Source organism: Thalassospira sp. ABL2_045, from assembly GCF_056161285.1.
Map to the genome: position 1 here is coordinate 124,763 of NZ_JBSWYV010000002.1, position 16,528 is coordinate 141,290.

The window sequence follows — 16,528 nt, forward strand, 5'->3', positions numbered from 1 at the left end:
TTGCGCGTCGGCACCGCACCTGTTTTAACAGGGCGCGGCAATGCAAATCACCCACACCAAGCCAGACGGAGACAACATGCGCGATATCGAAACGGTTCTGTTTGATCTTGGGGGTGTGCTTGTTGATTGGAACCCGCGCTATCTATATCGCAAGATGTTCAAGGATGATGCGGAGATGGAGCGGTTTCTGAGCGAGGTCTGCCATCCGCACTGGAATCATCTGCATGATCAGGGGATGCTGAGCTTTGCCAATTCCATCCCCGACCTTCAGCATCGCTACCCACATTACCAGGATCAGATCGCGGCATGGCAGGAACACTGGCCGGAAATGCTGGGCGGGGCGATTGAGCGCACGGTTGCGGTTCTTGATGACCTGAAAAAACGTGAAAAGGTACGCCTGTTTGCCCTGACCAACTGGTCGGCGGAAACCTGGCCGCATGCGTTGGAGCGGTTTGGGTTCCTCGATCATTTTGAAGGCATTCTGGTCTCGGGTCAGGAGAAGCTCGCCAAGCCCGATCCGCGGATTTTTGATCTGGCGATTTCGCGGTTTGAACTGGATCCGCGTGAGACCCTGTTTATCGATGACAGCGAGCGCAATATTCAGCAGGCGCGCGAGCTGGGCTTTATCACCCACTGGTTCCGCGACCCGGTGAAATTGCAGCGTGAACTTATTGAATACCGGCTGTTTTGATTAGCGTTTTTGGCGCAGGTAGTTGCCAAAGCATTCGCCAAAGGCAAATTCCCAGCCCTTGAGGTAGCCTTCGCGCAGGGCCGGTGCGATATCACCGACATTTTCCCATGCCTTGTGCTCAAGGCGGATCACGCAGCGGCCAAAATCGTTCAGATCAAAGGATAGCTCGACCAGGGTGAAATCCCCCTCGCCCCAGCCCGGATGCCAGGTAAAGGACAGATGTTCGCCGGGATGCCAGCTTCTTACACGCCCCCAGGGAATATCATCCTGCCCCTTGACCCGTTCGATGATTTCGCCGCCGACACCGGCATTGAATTCGATCGTCTCACAATCCTTTTTGGAGATCGAATGGGTATCGGTCGGCCACCAGTCGCCAAAGCCCGATGTGAAGGCCTCAAAGGCATCATCGGGATCGACGGCCAGGGTCAATTCAAAGCGGATCGGCGCAAGTTCGGGGTTCTTAAGCGGCGTCACGGTTGATTTCCCAGATTTCATCAAGTGCGGCGGCCAGCTCATCAAAGTGGCTGATGACGGCATGCGCACCGGATTTATGGAGCGTATCGACATCATGATAGCCCCAATCAACCCCGACCGCGATCATGCCAGCTGCACGGCCCATTTCGATATCATAGCTGGTATCGCCAACAATCACCGCATTGGGTGCATCCACGCCGGTTTCCTCGAGGGCTGCGACCAGCATGGCGGGGTTGGGTTTGGACGGATGGTTGTCGCAGGTCTGCAAGGTAACAAACCGGCCTTCAAGTTCATTGCGGGCCAGAACCGCATCAAGACCCCGGCGCGCCTTGCCGGTGGCAACGCCGCTTAGCCATTGGCGGCTATCGAGTTCGGAAAGTACTTCGCGCACGCCCGGAAAAAGCGGCTCGTGGAAATCAGGCGTCTGGCGGAGCGTAAAGAAGGCATTCTTGTAAGCCGCGGTGACCGCTGCGATCACGTCATCATCGACCCGTGCCGGGCTTGCGAGTTTTGTGATCGCCTCTGGCAGGCTCAGACCAATGATGGTGCGCGTGTTTTCCAGGCCCGGGCAATCCAGCCCGTGCTCGGCAAAGGCATGATCCATGCAATGTGCAATGGCGTGCTGGCTATCAACAAGCGTGCCGTCGCAGTCAAAAATCACAAGTCTCAGCGGATCATTGGTCATGTGGGGTCTTTCATACTCGATTTTGGAACGCGGAGACTAATCGAAAGCAGATCAAAGATCGAGTCTCCCTCGGTTGAATTAGATGCCGATTTTTGTGCTTTGCGGGAAGCGCTGGAAACTACAAATGAATTTTGTATTACCTTTTTCTACAACCGTATGCGCGCTATAATTGAATTCTGGCCCACAGAGCACTGGCTGATAATGACAGGCTCTCTGCGACAGGAGGTAGATCATGCTTACACTTCGCGACTGCATCGACTTCAGCGACCTCACCGAGGAGGAAGTGCTTGCTATTGCTGAATGTGAGCATATTCCACTCGTCACCGCCCTTGAGGAGGGTGAGTGCATGGTGCACACAAAACACGGCCGAAAACAGCTTGCCGTGATGATCAAGGGCCAGGCCGACATCTGTGAACGCATGGGCAACAAGGTTCACGCCGAACAGCTGAACCGGGTCTATGACACGTTCATCAAGCGTTTCGACAAAGAAAAAACCTAGTTCTGTTTCAACGCCGTTTGATCACGAGGACGAAAAAGCCGACGCACTGCGTCGGCTTTTCGGTTTTTGGTCCTATCTGGCGCCAAGCTATCTCTTGCGCGAACGCGACGGCTTTGCCTTTGGCTTGGGCTTTTCTTCCTTTTCACGGTGAATTTCCGGTGTCAGGAATTTCGTCGGCGTTTTCGGATCGAAATTAAGCTTTTTGAGCGTTTCGGCAAAATGTTCAGGCACAGGCGCCTCGATCACGACGCGCTGTCCGGTGACCGGGTGCGGGAAATCAATCGCACGCGCGTGCAGATGCATCTTGTTGGACAGGCCATCGAGAAAGGCCTTTGCCCCGCCATATTTGCCATCCCCCAGGATCGGGCATTCAATCGCCTCGCAATGGACGCGCAGCTGGTGGGTACGACCGGTCAGCGGTGACAGGGCAAGCCAAGCGGCCTTGCGCCCGGCGCGATGGAGCTGACGGAAGACGGACTGTGCCGACTTTCCGAGCTTCTCGTCGATTACCATTTTCTCCCCACCCTTGCCGGAAATCTTGGCAAGCGGTGCGTCAATCATGCCTTCGCGCTCGGCCGGCGCGCCGGTGACAATCGCCCAGTAAAGCTTGCGGGTGGATTTGTCCTTGAATGCCTTGGTCAGGGCATGGGCCGCCGATGCCGAACGGGCGAGCAGCAAGACACCACTGGTATCCTTATCGAGACGGTGAACCAGCTTCGGGCGTTCCTTGCTATCAAGCTTGAGCGCATCAAGCATGCCATCGACATGGACATTGGTGTTGGTTCCGCCCTGCACGGCAAGACCGGCGGGCTTGTTGATCGCAAGGACCAGCTCGTCATAGAAAATGACGGAATCGCGAAGGGCTTGCAGCTCTGCCTCGGAGGCATCCGACTTGGCAGGGCCCGATTGTTTGCGTTGCTGGACTTCGGCCGGGTTATAGCCCGAACCATCTTCGGACCACGGACCGGTGCCACCGCCCGACATGACCGGTACGGGAGGCACGCGGATTTCCTGGCCCGGTTCGACACGCTGATTGGCCTTGGCGCGTTTACCATCGACACGGATCTGACCGCCACGCAGGAATTTCTGGACCTGACCGAATGTGAATTCGGGACAGTTGCGCTTGAACCAGCGATCAAGCCGAATGTCGGCTTCGTCTGCCTTGACCTTGCGCAGAGTGACACCACTCATTGCAGAATACCCCTTACCAGCGCGATAGCGCCAAACAATGCCGAAATGCCGACCACCACGGAAATACCAACATAGAGGGCCGAAAGCCCCATATTGCCCCGTTCATACAAGGTCGCAACATCCAGCGAGAACGTCGAAAAAGTCGTAAACGCCCCCAGAAAACCGGTCACGAGGAGTGCGCGCGTTTCCAGCCCCATGGAAAGTTTCAGGGCGGAAACCTCGATCAGCACCCCCATCAGGAATGAGCCCACGACATTGACCGTCAGCGTTCCCCAGGGAAATCCAGTACCCATCACCGAGCCCATCATGACGGACACACTGTGACGCGCAACGGCACCAATGGCGCCGCCCAAGGCAATGGATGCGATTAACAACGGTGAAAATTGCATGGCGCGGAACCTATTCCCTCAGTCCTGAAATGTCACGTGTGAATACGGCATGGGGCCATGGCAATAACGAAGAGCGATGTCATTATCCCTGCCCGCCAGAATACCCCCAGCATAACCCATTGGCATCAAACACCAAGGGCCTCAGATGATCAATGGTATTGGTGCTGGCTTCGTCCCGCTCAGGACCGCTTAAGATCCCTGGCCCATAGGGGTTTCGACATCCGCAAGCCAGGCACGGGTGCGTTTTTCGTTTTGCCCGACATCGTCGACACCATAGACGGATTTGGCAAACAGACAGAATGACACGTTATCGCCAGCATCCGCGCCCGCGCCGGTTTCGGGCAGGATCAACTCGATCTCGACCCAGTCGGGGAACCGAAACACAGGTGTCCGGGCCAGGAAATAAAGACGGCCGGCTTCGCCGCCGGCAACATCGGTCATCAATTCCATGCCGTGATCGGGGGCCGTTTCAATCAGCACTTCGGTCAGGGTCGCGACCGATGTGTTGAAACACGGGCTTTGCATGGCGCGATCGGTTTGTGGCAATCGATCCGCCGGACAGGCGAGGAAGAAATTGCGTGTTTCGGGAAGATCGGCATCCCGCCCGAAACTGACATTGGGCGGATCACCAGCCGGTAACATATGATCAAGCAGCCCGGTAAAGCGGACCGTTACAAATATCCCTGCCAGTACCAGCAGTCCCCAGATTGCAAACATCGCCAGCCGTTTCAATGATACCACCTGCCTTGCCTGCACCGGTCAGACGCGGTGTCTGCCAGTGTGTCTGAGACACCATAGACCAAACAGGACAGAATCAAAATGCCCGACCGGAGCACAGTCGGGCATTTCGGGATACAAACCCGTTAATCAGCGAACCAAGGGGGGGGGGGATACGGAAATTCGCCAATCACCGGGATTGTATTGAGGGAACTTTTGAGGCCTTAGGCCGCAACCGGCAGCGGGGCCGCGTCCACATTTGCCAGGGCACGCGCCATGGCTTCTTCGGCGTTGACCGCAAAGCCCGATGCCTCGACAACTTCGACATCGGTGATGCCGACAAAACCGAGCACCTGCTTCAGATACGGGGTCGCAAAGTCGGCCGGGCTGTTGACCGGAACGCCCCCGGTGGCGGCAACGATATAGGCCTTTTTGCCCGCAAGCAGACCAACCGGTCCGTTTTCGGTGTATTTGAAGGTCACGCCGACACGGGCAATCAGATCGACCCAGGCCTTCAGCGTTGACGGGATAGAGAAGTTGTACATCGGCGCACCGATGACAACGATGTCGGCGTTCTGAAGTTCCGCCACCATCTTGTCAGACGCGGCAATGATGTCTTTCTGGGCGCTTGAGCGTTCTTCAGCCGGGGTATAATAGGCGCCGACGGTCTCACCGGTGAGTGCTGAGATAACGGCGTCGTTGGTATCGCGTTCAGCAACGTGGGCCGACGGATCGGCAGCAACAATGCGATCAATCAGTTTCGATGCGATCTGACGGGAGTTCGAATTCTCACCGTTCACAGATGCACTGACATGCAGAATGTTGGTCATGGGTCTTCTCCAAGTCCGGGTTTGTTTGTTGCCCCGAACTTACGCCTGTCCAACGGTTCTGTTTATCCCGAAACTTTTCATCAGATTGTTTCCAATCTGCAACCTATATCAAAAACAATTAAATTTCAGTTGCGCGATACGAAACAAACTTACCGTTCAGATGCGGTGCGCCCACCCTATTACTCGCCGCGTTTTTTCTGCCGCTCGGCGCGCAGACGGTCGAAATAGTCCACCCGCTTTTTAAGGTCCCGCTCAAAGCCGCGCTCGACCGGTTCATAGAAGTTTTGCCGCCGCATGCCTTCTGGGAAATAGTTCTGCCCGGAAAAGCCATCTTCCTGATCATGGTCATAGGCATAGCCACTGCCATAACCGATATCGGCCATCAGCTTGGTCGGGGCATTAAGAATATGGGCGGGCGGCATCAGGGAACCGGTATCACGCGCGATCTTGAGCGACTTTTTATAAGCCGCATAACCGGCATTGGATTTTGGCGCAAGCGCCAGATAAATCACCGCCTGGGCCAGGGCCAACTCGCCTTCGGGGCTGCCCAGCCGTTCGTAAGACTCCCAGGCGCCGATGCAGAATTGCTGTGCCTGCGGATCGGCAAGGCCGATATCCTCAACCGCCATGCGGGTCAGACGACGGGCGACGAATTTCGGGTCCTCCCCCCCGGCCAGCATGCGGTTAAACCAATAAAGTGCTGCGTCCGGGTCAGAGCCGCGAATGGATTTATGCAGCGCGCTGATCAGGTTGTAGTGGCTGTCATCGCCCTTGTCATAGATCGGCATGCGCTTTTGCACGGTGCGCGCAAGTTCTGCGACACCAAGCGGGCCATCATCACTGGGCGGCAGGGAAAAGAGTTCCTCGGCCAGATTAAGGCAATAGCGCCCGTCACCATCGGCCATGGCACGCAGGGTTTCGCGGGCCTCGGGCGTTACCGGTAGGTCAAAGCCCATTTCCTTTTCCGCACGCACCAGAAGTTCCTCAAGGCCCTGATCATCAAGGCGCTTGAGCACCAATACCTGACAGCGTGACAACAACGCGGCGTTCAGTTCAAAGGACGGGTTTTCTGTGGTGGCGCCAATCAGTGTGATGGTGCCGTCTTCGACATAGGGCAGGAAGCTGTCCTGCTGCGCCTTGTTAAACCGGTGAATCTCGTCAATGAACAACAGCGTCGCCCCGCCGGTGGAGCGGCGCGCACGCGCGCGTTCAAACACCTTGCGCAGATCAGCCACCCCGGAAAAGATCGCTGAAAGCGGTTCAAACGCCATATCGGCGACATCGGCCATCAGGCGCGCCAGTGTCGTCTTGCCACAGCCCGGCGGCCCCCACAGCACGACCGAGGGCACCCGGCCGGTCTTGATCATGCGGGTGATCGGCCCGTCATCGCCAAACAGATGATCCTGCCCGACAACTTCTTCAAGTTTGGCGGGGCGCAGTCTGTCGGCCAACGGGCGCGTGACCTGACTTTCAAACAGGGAAACCATGCAGCGATATCGTCATATTGTGAGGATTGGGGCGGCGTTTGGGAAACGTAACACGCAGATGACATTCATGACAGACGAAACATCGTCCATTGACGCCCTGAAAGGCGCGGCATAGCTTTCTGGCTTATTCCCGCCCAAACAACAAAAAGAACCTGTTTGTGACGCCCGTTCCTGCCTGCCTGAACTGCCTTTATTGCCGGGGCCTGCCATGACATCGCACGGCACACCGGCCAAGCTTCCCATCGTGATCGGGTTGGGCACGGGTCAGACCCTTGCATTTGGCACCACGCTTTACCTGCCGGCCATTCTGGCAGAGCCAATGGCGATTGAGCTTGGCATTCCGCCGGGTTGGGCGTTCGGGGCGTTTTCACTGGCATTGGTTTTTGCCGCCCTTCTTGGCCCCAAGGCCGGTGCGCGGATTGATCAGTTTGGTGGACGCACCGTGCTGGCGGTATCCAGCCTGATCTTTGCCGCTGGGCTTGCCCTATTGGGTACGGCCGATAGCCTGACCGTGATGTGTGTGGCGTGGTGTGTGATCGGGGTTGGCATGTCGATGGGGCTTTATGAGTCGGCCTTTGCCACGCTTAGCTGGATTTATGGTCATGATGCGCGGGGACCGATTACCGGCATCACCCTCATTGCCGGATTTGCCAGTACGATCTGCTGGCCGATTACCGCCGGGATCGAGGGCGCATTTGACTGGCGCACGGCGTGTTATTTCTGGGCGGTGATGCATATCGTCCTGGGTTTGCCGCTTAATCTGTTTCTGATCCCGCGCACCCGTTCTGACGAGTACGGCGCGGCCAAGGATGATCCAGCCAAAACGGCCCCTGCCCCGACCAAGCTTTCGCGCCAGGATATCTTCAACATGCCAATGGTCCTGCTGGCCATCGTGTTTGCCGCCAGCTGGTTTACCGCAACCGCCATGGCGGCACATTTGCCCCGCCTGCTGGAGATTTCAGGCATGGATGCGGCAGGTGCGCTGATCGCGGCATCGCTGGTTGGTCCGGCACAGGTTGCCGGGCGGCTGGCCGAGTTCGGGTTGCTTAAAAAGATGCATCCGCTGAGTTCATCCAGGCTTTCGGCGCTCACCCATCCGGTGGGGGCGGTGTTGCTTTTGGTCTTTGGCGGACCTGTCGGGATGCTGTTTACCAGCCTGCACGGGATCGGCAACGGCATCCTGACCATCGCCAAGGGCACATTGCCACTGGCGACCTTTGGTCCGGCCGGCTATGGCGCACGCCAGGGCTATATCATGGCGCCATCGCGCTTTGCGCAGGCCGCGGCCCCGTTCGTCTTCGGGCTTCTGATCGATGATTACGGGCAATATGCGATCTTGCTGACCATCGGGTTGGGGCTTGTGACCTTTGTCGCGCTGATGATGCTCCGTCATCGGCCACATGAAACGAATGATGCCGCCTGAGCTATAACGGAAAAGGCGCGCCACCATTCGGGGCGCGCCTTTTAGTTTTGAGCTGATATAGCCGATGGTTACAAGGTGAAATCACCCGTCAGGACCTTGCCATCACGTTTGACGGCAATCGTCCAGTCGCGGCTGCGTTCGCCCGCCCGGATGACTTCCTTGAAGCGTGCGACCGAGGTAATCGGCTCACCATTGACCTCGACGATATAGTCGCCGGCCTTAAGCCGTGTCCGGCGCGCCAGACTGTCACGGGCGACGGCGAGGATCATCACCCCTTCGCTGAGCGTATCGATGCCCAGTTCATCAGCCAGTGCCGGGTTCATATTGGCGATCTTGGTGCCGCTGAACGGATTGCGGCCATCAATGATGCTTTCATCGCGCGCGGGCAGTTCCGGGGCGACTTCAAGCGGCATGGCCAGAACGGTTTCCGAACCGCGGCGCAGAACAGATAGATTGGCCTCACCATCGAGTTCAAGCGTCGCGATGCGGAATTTAAGCTCGTTCGGGTTATCGACCGCAAGGCCATTGACCGCCACGACCACGTCACCAGATTGCAGGCCGCCGCGTGCGGCCGGGCTGCCGTCGCGGACCTTGTTGATCAGAACGCCATGCGGGCGATCAAGCTCAAGCGAGGATGCCAGATCGGCGGTCACCGCCTGCCCCGCAGCCCCCAGCCACGGACGACGCAGATCGCCACTGATCAGACCACGCATGACCACCTTGACCATATTGGCTGGCACGGCAAAGCCAATACCGTTCGATCCTCCCGACTTGGTAAAGATCGCGGAGTTCACGCCAATCAGATTGCCATCAATATCAACCAGTGCGCCGCCAGAGTTGCCCGGGTTAATCGCTGCATCGGTCTGAATGAAGGATTGGTAGTCCTGACCGGTGACGCCAGCACGCGCAAGGGCCGAGACAATGCCGCTGGTCACGGTCTGACCCACGCCAAACGGGTTGCCGATGGCAAGGACAAGGTCGCCGACCTCAACCGCATCAGAGTCGCCAAACGGGATGGCGGGCAATTCGTTATCAACATCACGCAGTTGCAGGACAGCAAGGTCGGTGCGTTCGTCCGATCCGACCAGATCGGCATCAAATTCGCGGTTGTCATGCAAGACGACGCGGATCTCACTAGCGCCATCAATGACGTGGTGGTTGGTCACCACGGTGCCATCGCCCGAAACAATCACACCGGAACCGAGCGACCGTTCAACCCGCTGACGCGGGGCGCCAAACGCCCCGCTGAAACGATCGCCAAAGAACTGCTTGAAGAACGGGTCATTGAAGAACGGGGTGCGCTGGCGTTGCTCGACCACCTTCTTGGTGTAGATGTTTACGACCGCCGGTGCGGTTTGCTTGACCAATGGCGAAAGCGACATCTTGATTTCCGTCTGGCTCGACGGCAAACGCCGATCCAGGGTGGTTTCATCGCTTTGGGCATGGGCCAGATTGCCAGTCCCGGACATCGCCGCCATCCCGATCACGGCAAAGGCGACAATCTTTGAAATCCATTTTGCCTGCACGTCACACTCTCTCTTTTTTATCTTGCGGCGACCGGTGTCGACCCGGTCATGATTTCATATCAATTAGGGAAATCAGAACTGCCGCGCAACCTTGGCGGAAATATGAACTTTTTGACATTTAGGCAAAAGAAAACGGGCGACGCCAGATGGCATCGCCCGTTTCTGTTTCTTAAAGGCCGAAACGTTGCTTATTCAGCAACTGCTTCTTCGCCTTCGCCCTCTGCTTCGAGGCGAGCGCGGTCTTCCGCGCCTTTTGCTTCGACGTTGCGATCGACAAGTTCAATCACAGCAACCGGAGCCGCATCGCCATAACGGAAGCCAGCCTTGAGAACGCGGGTGTAACCACCGGAACGCTCTTTGTAGCGGTCAGCGATTTCGCCGAACAGCTTGGCTACGACTTTGTCGTCACGCAGGATCGAAATGGCCTGACGGCGTGCATGCAGGTCGCCCCGCTTGCCCAGCGTAATCAGTTTTTCGACATACGGGCGAAGATCCTTGGCCTTCGGAAGAGTGGTTTTGATCTGCTCGTGGGTGAGCAGCGAAACTGCCATGTTGGCAAACATCGCCTTACGATGGGACGAAGTACGATTAAGCTTACGGCCTTGCATACCGTGACGCATGGTAACTCTCCTTAATAGCCTGGCTTCGCTCACGAAACCGATTGTAAAACCGCGCCGCCACCCTGATCACCGATCATCCGGTGTCAGGTTATGCACGTGCGGTGTGGGCAACGCGCCCGCCGGATGCCCAAACAACTGGGTTCTCCGGTTTGGAACAAGAATGTTCCGATATCGGCCCGAAGGCCGAAGACCCGTTCTTAGAACGGATCTTCGAACTTGCGAGCAAGTTCTTCGATGTTTTCCGGCGGCCAACCGCCGACTTCCATACCGAGATGCAGACCCATCTGAGCCAGAACATCCTTGATTTCGTTCAGCGACTTACGGCCGAAGTTCGGCGTACGGAGCATTTCTGCTTCGGTCTTCTGAACAAGATCACCGATATAGATGATGTTGTCGTTCTTCAGGCAGTTTGCCGAGCGGACCGACAGTTCAAGCTCGTCAACCTTACGAAGAAGGTTACGGTTGAACGGCAGTTCGTCTTCTTTCTTCTCTTCGACAACCGCTTCCGGCTCTTCGAAGTTGACGAACAGCGACAGCTGGTCCTGGAGGATACGGGCTGCAAGTGCAACCGAATCTTCCGGGGTCAGCGCACCGTTGGTTTCAACGGTCAGCGACAGCTTGTCAAAGTCGGTATCCTGACCAACACGGGTGTTTTCCACCTTGTAGGCCACTTTACGGATCGGGCTGAAGATCGCATCGATCGGAATAAGGCCGATCGGCGCATCCGAAGAGCTGTGCGCGCTGGCTGCAACATAGCCTTTACCGTTATCAACGGTGAATTCGATGTTGAGCGTAGCACCATCATCAAGATGGCAAAGCTCGAGATCCGGGTTAAGGATTTCGATATCCGCACCGGTTTCGATCTGACCTGCGGTGACGGCACCCGGGCCGGTCGCCTTCAGAGCCATTTTCTTCGGACCTTCAGCATGCATACGCACGCCCATGGTCTTGATGTTCAGGATGATGTCGGTGACATCTTCACGCACACCCGGGATCGACGAAAATTCGTGCAATACACCGTCGATCTGGATCGCAGTAACTGCCGAACCCTGGAGCGACGACAGCAGAATGCGACGCAGCGCGTTACCCAGGGTCTGACCAAAACCGCGCTCCAGCGGTTCTGCCACGATCGTACCAATACGGCTGGCATCAGTACCCGGAGTAACATCAAGCTTCGTCGGCTTAATCAGTTCCTGCCAGTTCTTTTGAATCACGAGACCCACCTTCGCAACTGGAGCCTATGGAAATGAGGGCAAACATATTGCCCCCACGAGAAACGCGAAGAGGCCCGGTCATCCCGGGCCCAAACGCGGGGTCGTCCGCAAGGATCGACGCGATTAGACGCGACGACGTTTACGCGGACGGCAACCGTTATGCGGAATCGGCGTTACGTCTTTGATCGACGTAATGGTGAAACCGACAGCCTGAAGCGCACGCAGTGCAGATTCACGTCCCGAACCCGGGCCTTTAACCTGTACTTCGAGGGTTTTCATGCCGTGTTCAGCAGCTTTTTTACCTGCGTCTTCGGCAGCCATCTGTGCAGCATACGGAGTCGATTTACGCGAACCGCGGAAACCCATACCACCAGCGGTCGACCAGGAAATGGTGTTCCCCTGAACGTCGGTGATGGTGATCATGGTGTTGTTGAAGGTCGCGTTTACATGCGCGATACCGTTCGTAATGTTCTTGCGCTCGCGGCGACGCACGCGAGTCTGAGGAGCTTTCGCCATTGTCGTTCCCCTACCTTACTTCTTCTTGCCAGCAATCGGCTTAGCCGGGCCCTTACGGGTGCGAGCGTTGGTGTGGGTACGCTGACCGCGTACCGGGAGACCGCGACGATGACGCAGGCCGCGATAGCTGCCCAGGTCCATCAGACGTTTAATGTTCATTGCGGTTTCACGACGGAGGTCGCCTTCGACGGTGTAATCAGCGTCGATAACTTCACGAACCTTCAGAACCTGGTCATCAGAGAGCTGATGAACGCGGGTTGCGGATTCGATTCCGACCTTTGCGCAAATTTCTTTAGCTTTCGCCGGGCCAATGCCCGTGATGTAGGTAAGCGCAATCACGACACGCTTCGCGGTCGGGATGTTTACGCCAGCAATACGAGCCACTATGTGAACTCCTGTTTCCTGTTAACAAACCCAAGGGCAGATCCGGTAGGGTAGGACGCTGCAAAAGCGGGCCAGCATTACTGCCAACCCGCCAGCAAAAAAACGCCCTGCCCGGGAAATTACCCCAGGATGGCTTCAATCTCGCGCGTAACTTCGTCGATTTCGGCCATCCCGTCAACTGTTTTCAGCTTACCGACCTTTTCATAGTAAGGAATGATCGGTGCTGTCTGCTTGTGATAAGCTTCCAGTCGCGAGGTGACCGTCTCGGCGGTATCGTCCGCACGGCGTTTAAATTCGGTGCTGCCACATGCGTCACAGACACCTTCCTTGGCAGGTTTCTGGAACTCGTCATGATAGCCCTGCCCGCATTTCGCACAGGTATAGCGACCGACAACACGGGCCACCAACGCTGCGTCATCGACACGCAGTTCAATCACGTAATCAAGTGCCAGTCCCTTGGATTCCAGCATGTCGTCCAGAGCTTCTGCCTGGGCGGTCGTGCGTGGGAACCCGTCCAGAATGAAACCACCCTTGGTGTCATCCTGGTCAAGTCTTTCAGAAATCAGACCGATCATCAGATCGTCAGATACGAGCTGACCCGCATCCATGACTTCTTTTGCCTTCTGCCCCAGTTCCGTGCCGGCAGCAACCGCTGCGCGGAGCATGTCGCCCGTCGAGAGCTGGATCATGCCGCGTCCTGTTTCAAGACGCTTGGCCTGGGTACCTTTCCCTGCGCCGGGAGGGCCAAGAAGGATAATGTTCATCGTCTTCCCCCTGAATGCGGTGGTCGCTCGTTAGCGGCGGCGACCACGCAGTTTGGATTTCTTGATCAGGCCTTCATACTGATGAGCCAGCATATGAGACTGAATCTGCGCAACGGTATCCATGGTTACCGTGACAACGATCAGGAGGCTAGTCCCACCAAAGTAGAAGGGAACAGACCATTCCGCGATCAGAAGTTCCGGCAGGATACAGACAAATGCGAGATAAGCTGCACCGATAACCGTCAGACGGGTCAGAATGAAATCCAGATAGTTGGCTGTATTTTTACCCGGACGGATGCCCGGAATAAAGCCACCATGTTTCTTCAGGTTGTCTGCCGTATCTTCCGGGTTGAAGACAACCGCGGTGTAGAAGAAGGCAAAGAAGACAATCAGGCCGATATAAAGCGCAATATAGAGCGGCTGGCCACGACCCAGCAGTGCGGTCGCAGTGGTCAACCATGCCGGGGCATCAACACCGGTGGTGAACTGGGCGACCGACAGCGGCATGAGCAGCAGCGAGCTTGCGAAGATCGGCGGAATAACACCGGCGGTGTTGATCTTGAGCGGCAGGTGCGAGCTCTGACCTTCCATGACCTTCATGCCGACCTGGCGTTTCGGGTACTGGATCAGAACACGGCGCTGTGCACGTTCAACAAAGACGATGAAGGCAATAACGGCGATCGCCAGAACGATGATTGCAACGATAACCAGGGCCGAAATCGCACCGGTACGACCCAGTTCAAGGGTGCCTGCAATCGCGCTTGGCAGGCCGGCAACAATACCGGCAAAGATGATCAGCGAAATACCGTTACCGATGCCACGCTGGGTGATCTGTTCACCAAGCCACATCAGGAACATGGTGCCACCAACCAGGGTGATCACGGCAGTAATGCGGAAGAACATGCCCGGATCCGGAACCGCAGCACCGGTTGAACCGGTCATGCTTTCAAGACCAACAGCAATGCCCCACGCCTGCACGGTCGCAATCAGCACCGTCAGATAGCGGGTATATTGATTAATCTTTTTACGACCCTGCTCGCCTTCTTTCTTGAGCTGCTCAAGGGTTGGCGAAACGGTTGTCATCAACTGAATAATAATCGAGGCCGAGATGTACGGCATGATATTGAGCGCGAAGATCGTCATACGACCCAGCGCACCACCGGCGAACATGTCAAACATGCCCAGAACGCCGCCCGCATTCTGACGGAAAATGTCAGCAAGAATGGACGGATCGACACCCGGAACCGGAATATAGGTTCCAAGACGGTAAACAATAAGCGCGCCCAAAGTGAACCAGATACGCTTTTTAAGCTCGGTCGACTTTGAAAAAGCGGACCAATTCAGGTTCGCGGCAAGCTGCTCGGCGGCCGATGCCATGCACTCATCTCCCAATACACATAAACTGGAGGGTCCGGTCCCGTCTAATGGAACCGGACCCTCTCGAAGTCAATCTAGGCTTATTCTGCGGATTCTGCAGCAGCGACCGGTGCAAGAACCTTGACCGAACCACCGGCTTTCTCAACAGCTTCGACAGCTGCTTTGGAAGCACCGGAGATCTCGATGTTCAGTTTCGCTTTCAGTTCGCCTTTAGCAAGAAGACGCAGACCGTCTTTCTGCGGACGGGCCAGACCTTTTTCCGCAAGAACAGCGACAGTGACATTCGCACCATCTTCAAGAACACCGTTATCAACGGCGGTCTGAAGGGTACCAAGGTTCACAACACCGAACTGTTTCTTGAACGGGTTTTTGAAGCCGCGTTTCGGAAGACGGCGATAGACCGGCATCTGCCCGCCTTCGAAGCCATTGATGGCTACACCTGAACGGGACTTCTGACCCTTCTGACCTGCGCCAGAAGTTTTGCCTTTTCCCGAACCGATGCCGCGACCGACGCGGGTGCGCGCCTTGCGGGCACCCGGGTTATCGGCGAGTTCGTTGAGTTTCATCGTTCAACACCTTTTCGATCTGGGGTCAATCAAGCCTCGTCCACACGGACGAGGTGCTTGACCTTTGCGATCATACCGCGAACAGCCGGAGTATCTTCCAGCTCACGAGTCCGGTGCAGTTTGTTCAGGCCAAGACCAACAAGGGTCTGGCGCTGATCAGCCGGACGTCCGATCGGCGAACCCGTCTGGGTAACGCGAACGGTCGCTTTTTTCTTAGCAGCCATATCGAATTACTCCTTTTCGAGAACGGCGGCAGCAGCCGAACCGCTATCGCGACGGGCAACGACGTCACCGACTTTCAGGCCACGCTTAGCAGCGACCTGACGCGGGGAAGCACCGTTGACCAGAGCGTCAAGGGTTGCGCGGATCACGTTGTGCGGGTTGTTCGTACCGGTGCATTTGGACACAACGTCCTGAACGCCCATGGTTTCGAAAACCGCACGCATCGCACCGCCTGCGATGATACCGGTACCAGCCGGAGCGGAGCGAAGGATAACCTTGCCTGCGCCGAAATGGCCCTGCGTATCATGGTGAAGGGTACGGCCTTCACGCAGCGGAACGCGGATCATGTTACGTTTAGCAGCTTCGGTTGCCTTACGGATCGCTTCCGGAACCTCACGGGCTTTACCCGTGCCGTATCCGACGCGACCGCGCTGGTCACCGACAACTACCATTGCGGAGAAAGCAAAGCGACGGCCGCCCTTAACGACTTTCGCGACGCGGTTGATACCAACCAGCTTGTCGACGAGTTCGTTTTCTTCACGGGCTTTCGGCGCCTGCTGCTGTTGATTCTGGTTACGTGCCATGGTCGTGCTCCTTAGAAGTCCAGACCGCCCTCACGGGCGGCATCGGCCAGAGCTTTCACCCGGCCATGGAACAGATACCCGCCACGATCGAAAACGACCGTTTTCACACCAGCTTTGACTGCGCGTTCGGCAATTGCCTTGCCAACGAGTGCAGCGGCGTCGGCATTGCTGCCTTTCGCCTTCAGATCTTTCTCGGCGGTCGAAGCAGCCACCAGGGTGGTGCCTTTTACGTCGTCGATGATCTGAGCATAGATGTGGGCGTTCGAACGGTGCACGCTGAGGCGCGGGCGACCGGCCGCTTTCTGGCGGATCGCAAAACGAACGCGACGCTTGCGGCGTTCGAAAAGGCTTCTCACGTTTTTCATCGTG

The 16,528-nt window shown here is 56.8% G+C and carries 21 protein-coding genes; 3 read left to right on the forward strand and 18 right to left on the reverse strand.

Annotated features, from left to right (window positions below):
- Positions 1–40 precede the first annotated feature (40 nt).
- A complete protein-coding gene (locus tag ACXAIA_RS04655) occupies positions 41–691 on the forward strand; it encodes an HAD family hydrolase (protein ID WP_475348335.1) in 651 nt (216 codons plus the stop codon).
- On the opposite strand, the gene ACXAIA_RS04660 is transcribed toward ACXAIA_RS04655, so the two are convergent.
- Both ACXAIA_RS04660 and ACXAIA_RS04665 read right to left on the reverse strand, forming a co-directional pair.
- Positions 692–1,165, reverse strand: a complete 474-nt coding sequence (locus ACXAIA_RS04660) for an SRPBCC domain-containing protein (protein ID WP_475348336.1) — start codon at positions 1,163–1,165, stop codon at positions 692–694.
- Positions 1,152–1,850 carry an HAD-IA family hydrolase gene (locus ACXAIA_RS04665; RefSeq protein WP_475348337.1) on the reverse strand — a complete coding sequence of 233 codons (699 nt, stop codon included), beginning with the start codon at positions 1,848–1,850 and terminating at the stop codon, positions 1,152–1,154. The genes ACXAIA_RS04660 and ACXAIA_RS04665 overlap by 14 nt, the downstream gene beginning before the upstream one ends.
- A 232-nt stretch (positions 1,851–2,082) precedes the next feature.
- Between ACXAIA_RS04665 and ACXAIA_RS04670 the strand changes: the two genes are divergently transcribed.
- The gene (locus tag ACXAIA_RS04670; RefSeq protein ID WP_475346494.1) at positions 2,083–2,349 is read left to right on the forward strand and encodes a hypothetical protein; all 267 of its coding nucleotides are present in this window, start codon (positions 2,083–2,085) and stop codon (positions 2,347–2,349) included.
- Positions 2,350–2,436: 87 nt separating this feature from the next.
- Here the strand turns inward: ACXAIA_RS04670 and ACXAIA_RS04675 are convergent, their stop codons facing one another.
- The 5 genes from ACXAIA_RS04675 to ACXAIA_RS04695 all read right to left on the reverse strand — a co-directional run bounded on the left by ACXAIA_RS04675 (position 2,437) and on the right by ACXAIA_RS04695 (position 6,963).
- Entirely contained in the window at positions 2,437–3,540 is a 1,104-nt protein-coding gene (locus tag ACXAIA_RS04675; RefSeq protein ID WP_475346495.1) for an RluA family pseudouridine synthase, read from the reverse strand.
- The gene (crcB, locus tag ACXAIA_RS04680; RefSeq protein ID WP_475348338.1) at positions 3,537–3,929 is read right to left on the reverse strand and encodes a fluoride efflux transporter CrcB; all 393 of its coding nucleotides are present in this window, start codon (positions 3,927–3,929) and stop codon (positions 3,537–3,539) included. The genes ACXAIA_RS04675 and crcB overlap by 4 nt, the downstream gene beginning before the upstream one ends.
- 189 nt (positions 3,930–4,118) lie before the next feature.
- The gene (locus ACXAIA_RS04685; protein WP_475348339.1) at positions 4,119–4,646 is read right to left on the reverse strand and encodes a DUF1499 domain-containing protein; all 528 of its coding nucleotides are present in this window, start codon (positions 4,644–4,646) and stop codon (positions 4,119–4,121) included.
- 224 nt (positions 4,647–4,870) lie between these two features.
- Positions 4,871–5,476 carry an FMN-dependent NADH-azoreductase gene (locus ACXAIA_RS04690; RefSeq protein WP_475348340.1) on the reverse strand — a complete coding sequence of 202 codons (606 nt, stop codon included), beginning with the start codon at positions 5,474–5,476 and terminating at the stop codon, positions 4,871–4,873.
- 179 nt (positions 5,477–5,655) lie between these two features.
- The gene (locus tag ACXAIA_RS04695; protein ID WP_475348341.1) at positions 5,656–6,963 is read right to left on the reverse strand and encodes a replication-associated recombination protein A; all 1,308 of its coding nucleotides are present in this window, start codon (positions 6,961–6,963) and stop codon (positions 5,656–5,658) included.
- A 208-nt stretch (positions 6,964–7,171) separates the two neighbouring features.
- On the opposite strand from ACXAIA_RS04695, the gene ACXAIA_RS04700 reads away from it, so the two are divergent.
- Complete coding sequence (locus tag ACXAIA_RS04700) at positions 7,172–8,386, forward strand: MFS transporter (protein ID WP_475348342.1); 1,215 nt, start codon at positions 7,172–7,174, stop codon at positions 8,384–8,386.
- A gap of 68 nt (positions 8,387–8,454) precedes the next feature.
- Here the strand turns inward: ACXAIA_RS04700 and ACXAIA_RS04705 are convergent, their stop codons facing one another.
- The 11 genes from ACXAIA_RS04705 to rplR all read right to left on the reverse strand — a co-directional run bounded on the left by ACXAIA_RS04705 (position 8,455) and on the right by rplR (position 16,524).
- Complete coding sequence (locus ACXAIA_RS04705; RefSeq protein WP_475348343.1) at positions 8,455–9,912, reverse strand: DegQ family serine endoprotease; 1,458 nt, start codon at positions 9,910–9,912, stop codon at positions 8,455–8,457.
- 188 nt (positions 9,913–10,100) lie between these two features.
- The gene (gene rplQ, locus ACXAIA_RS04710) at positions 10,101–10,532 is read right to left on the reverse strand and encodes a 50S ribosomal protein L17 (protein ID WP_297119626.1); all 432 of its coding nucleotides are present in this window, start codon (positions 10,530–10,532) and stop codon (positions 10,101–10,103) included.
- 197 nt (positions 10,533–10,729) lie between these two features.
- On the reverse strand, positions 10,730–11,746 hold the full coding sequence (locus ACXAIA_RS04715; RefSeq protein WP_297119629.1) for a DNA-directed RNA polymerase subunit alpha: 1,017 nt from the start codon (positions 11,744–11,746) through the stop codon (positions 10,730–10,732).
- 123 nt (positions 11,747–11,869) lie between these two features.
- Positions 11,870–12,262 (reverse strand): 30S ribosomal protein S11, encoded by a 393-nt coding sequence (gene rpsK / locus ACXAIA_RS04720; protein WP_044828432.1) that lies wholly within the window; start codon positions 12,260–12,262, stop codon positions 11,870–11,872.
- Positions 12,263–12,277: 15 nt separating this feature from the next.
- The gene (gene rpsM, locus ACXAIA_RS04725; protein ID WP_008892195.1) at positions 12,278–12,646 is read right to left on the reverse strand and encodes a 30S ribosomal protein S13; all 369 of its coding nucleotides are present in this window, start codon (positions 12,644–12,646) and stop codon (positions 12,278–12,280) included.
- Between the two features lie 119 nt (positions 12,647–12,765).
- Positions 12,766–13,410, reverse strand: coding sequence for an adenylate kinase (locus ACXAIA_RS04730; protein WP_475346507.1), 645 nt, complete (start codon positions 13,408–13,410; stop codon positions 12,766–12,768).
- A 30-nt stretch (positions 13,411–13,440) separates the two neighbouring features.
- Positions 13,441–14,787: a preprotein translocase subunit SecY gene (gene secY, locus ACXAIA_RS04735; RefSeq protein ID WP_475346508.1), complete on the reverse strand. Its 1,347-nt coding sequence runs from the start codon at positions 14,785–14,787 to the stop codon at positions 13,441–13,443.
- 80 nt (positions 14,788–14,867) lie between these two features.
- On the reverse strand, positions 14,868–15,353 hold the full coding sequence (gene rplO, locus ACXAIA_RS04740) for a 50S ribosomal protein L15 (protein WP_475348344.1): 486 nt from the start codon (positions 15,351–15,353) through the stop codon (positions 14,868–14,870).
- Between the two features lie 29 nt (positions 15,354–15,382).
- Positions 15,383–15,577 carry a 50S ribosomal protein L30 gene (gene rpmD, locus ACXAIA_RS04745; RefSeq protein WP_007091489.1) on the reverse strand — a complete coding sequence of 65 codons (195 nt, stop codon included), beginning with the start codon at positions 15,575–15,577 and terminating at the stop codon, positions 15,383–15,385.
- 6 nt (positions 15,578–15,583) lie between these two features.
- Entirely contained in the window at positions 15,584–16,159 is a 576-nt protein-coding gene (gene rpsE, locus ACXAIA_RS04750) for a 30S ribosomal protein S5 (protein WP_297119639.1), read from the reverse strand.
- 11 nt (positions 16,160–16,170) lie between these two features.
- Complete coding sequence (rplR, locus tag ACXAIA_RS04755; protein WP_213472376.1) at positions 16,171–16,524, reverse strand: 50S ribosomal protein L18; 354 nt, start codon at positions 16,522–16,524, stop codon at positions 16,171–16,173.
- Positions 16,525–16,528: the final 4 nt, after the last annotated feature.

Bases quoted from the DNA above. Each gene is read 5' to 3' on its own strand.
- ACXAIA_RS04655 (WP_475348335.1), top strand. From the start codon at position 41: ATGCAAATCACCCACACCAAGCCAGACGGAGACAACATGCGCGATATC.
- ACXAIA_RS04665 (WP_475348337.1), bottom strand. From the start codon at position 1,850: ATGACCAATGATCCGCTGAGACTTGTGATTTTTGACTGCGACGGCACG.
- ACXAIA_RS04670 (WP_475346494.1), top strand. From the start codon at position 2,083: ATGCTTACACTTCGCGACTGCATCGACTTCAGCGACCTCACCGAGGAG.
- ACXAIA_RS04675 (WP_475346495.1), bottom strand. From the start codon at position 3,540: ATGAGTGGTGTCACTCTGCGCAAGGTCAAGGCAGACGAAGCCGACATT.
- crcB (WP_475348338.1), bottom strand. From the start codon at position 3,929: ATGCAATTTTCACCGTTGTTAATCGCATCCATTGCCTTGGGCGGCGCC.
- ACXAIA_RS04685 (WP_475348339.1), bottom strand. From the start codon at position 4,646: ATGTTTGCAATCTGGGGACTGCTGGTACTGGCAGGGATATTTGTAACG.
- ACXAIA_RS04690 (WP_475348340.1), bottom strand. From the start codon at position 5,476: ATGACCAACATTCTGCATGTCAGTGCATCTGTGAACGGTGAGAATTCG.
- ACXAIA_RS04695 (WP_475348341.1), bottom strand. From the start codon at position 6,963: ATGGTTTCCCTGTTTGAAAGTCAGGTCACGCGCCCGTTGGCCGACAGA.
- ACXAIA_RS04700 (WP_475348342.1), top strand. From the start codon at position 7,172: ATGACATCGCACGGCACACCGGCCAAGCTTCCCATCGTGATCGGGTTG.
- rplQ (WP_297119626.1), bottom strand. From the start codon at position 10,532: ATGCGTCACGGTATGCAAGGCCGTAAGCTTAATCGTACTTCGTCCCAT.
- rpsK (WP_044828432.1), bottom strand. From the start codon at position 12,262: ATGGCGAAAGCTCCTCAGACTCGCGTGCGTCGCCGCGAGCGCAAGAAC.
- ACXAIA_RS04730 (WP_475346507.1), bottom strand. From the start codon at position 13,410: ATGAACATTATCCTTCTTGGCCCTCCCGGCGCAGGGAAAGGTACCCAG.
- secY (WP_475346508.1), bottom strand. From the start codon at position 14,787: ATGGCATCGGCCGCCGAGCAGCTTGCCGCGAACCTGAATTGGTCCGCT.
- rplO (WP_475348344.1), bottom strand. From the start codon at position 15,353: ATGAAACTCAACGAACTCGCCGATAACCCGGGTGCCCGCAAGGCGCGC.
- rpmD (WP_007091489.1), bottom strand. From the start codon at position 15,577: ATGGCTGCTAAGAAAAAAGCGACCGTTCGCGTTACCCAGACGGGTTCG.
- rpsE (WP_297119639.1), bottom strand. From the start codon at position 16,159: ATGGCACGTAACCAGAATCAACAGCAGCAGGCGCCGAAAGCCCGTGAA.
- rplR (WP_213472376.1), bottom strand. From the start codon at position 16,524: ATGAAAAACGTGAGAAGCCTTTTCGAACGCCGCAAGCGTCGCGTTCGT.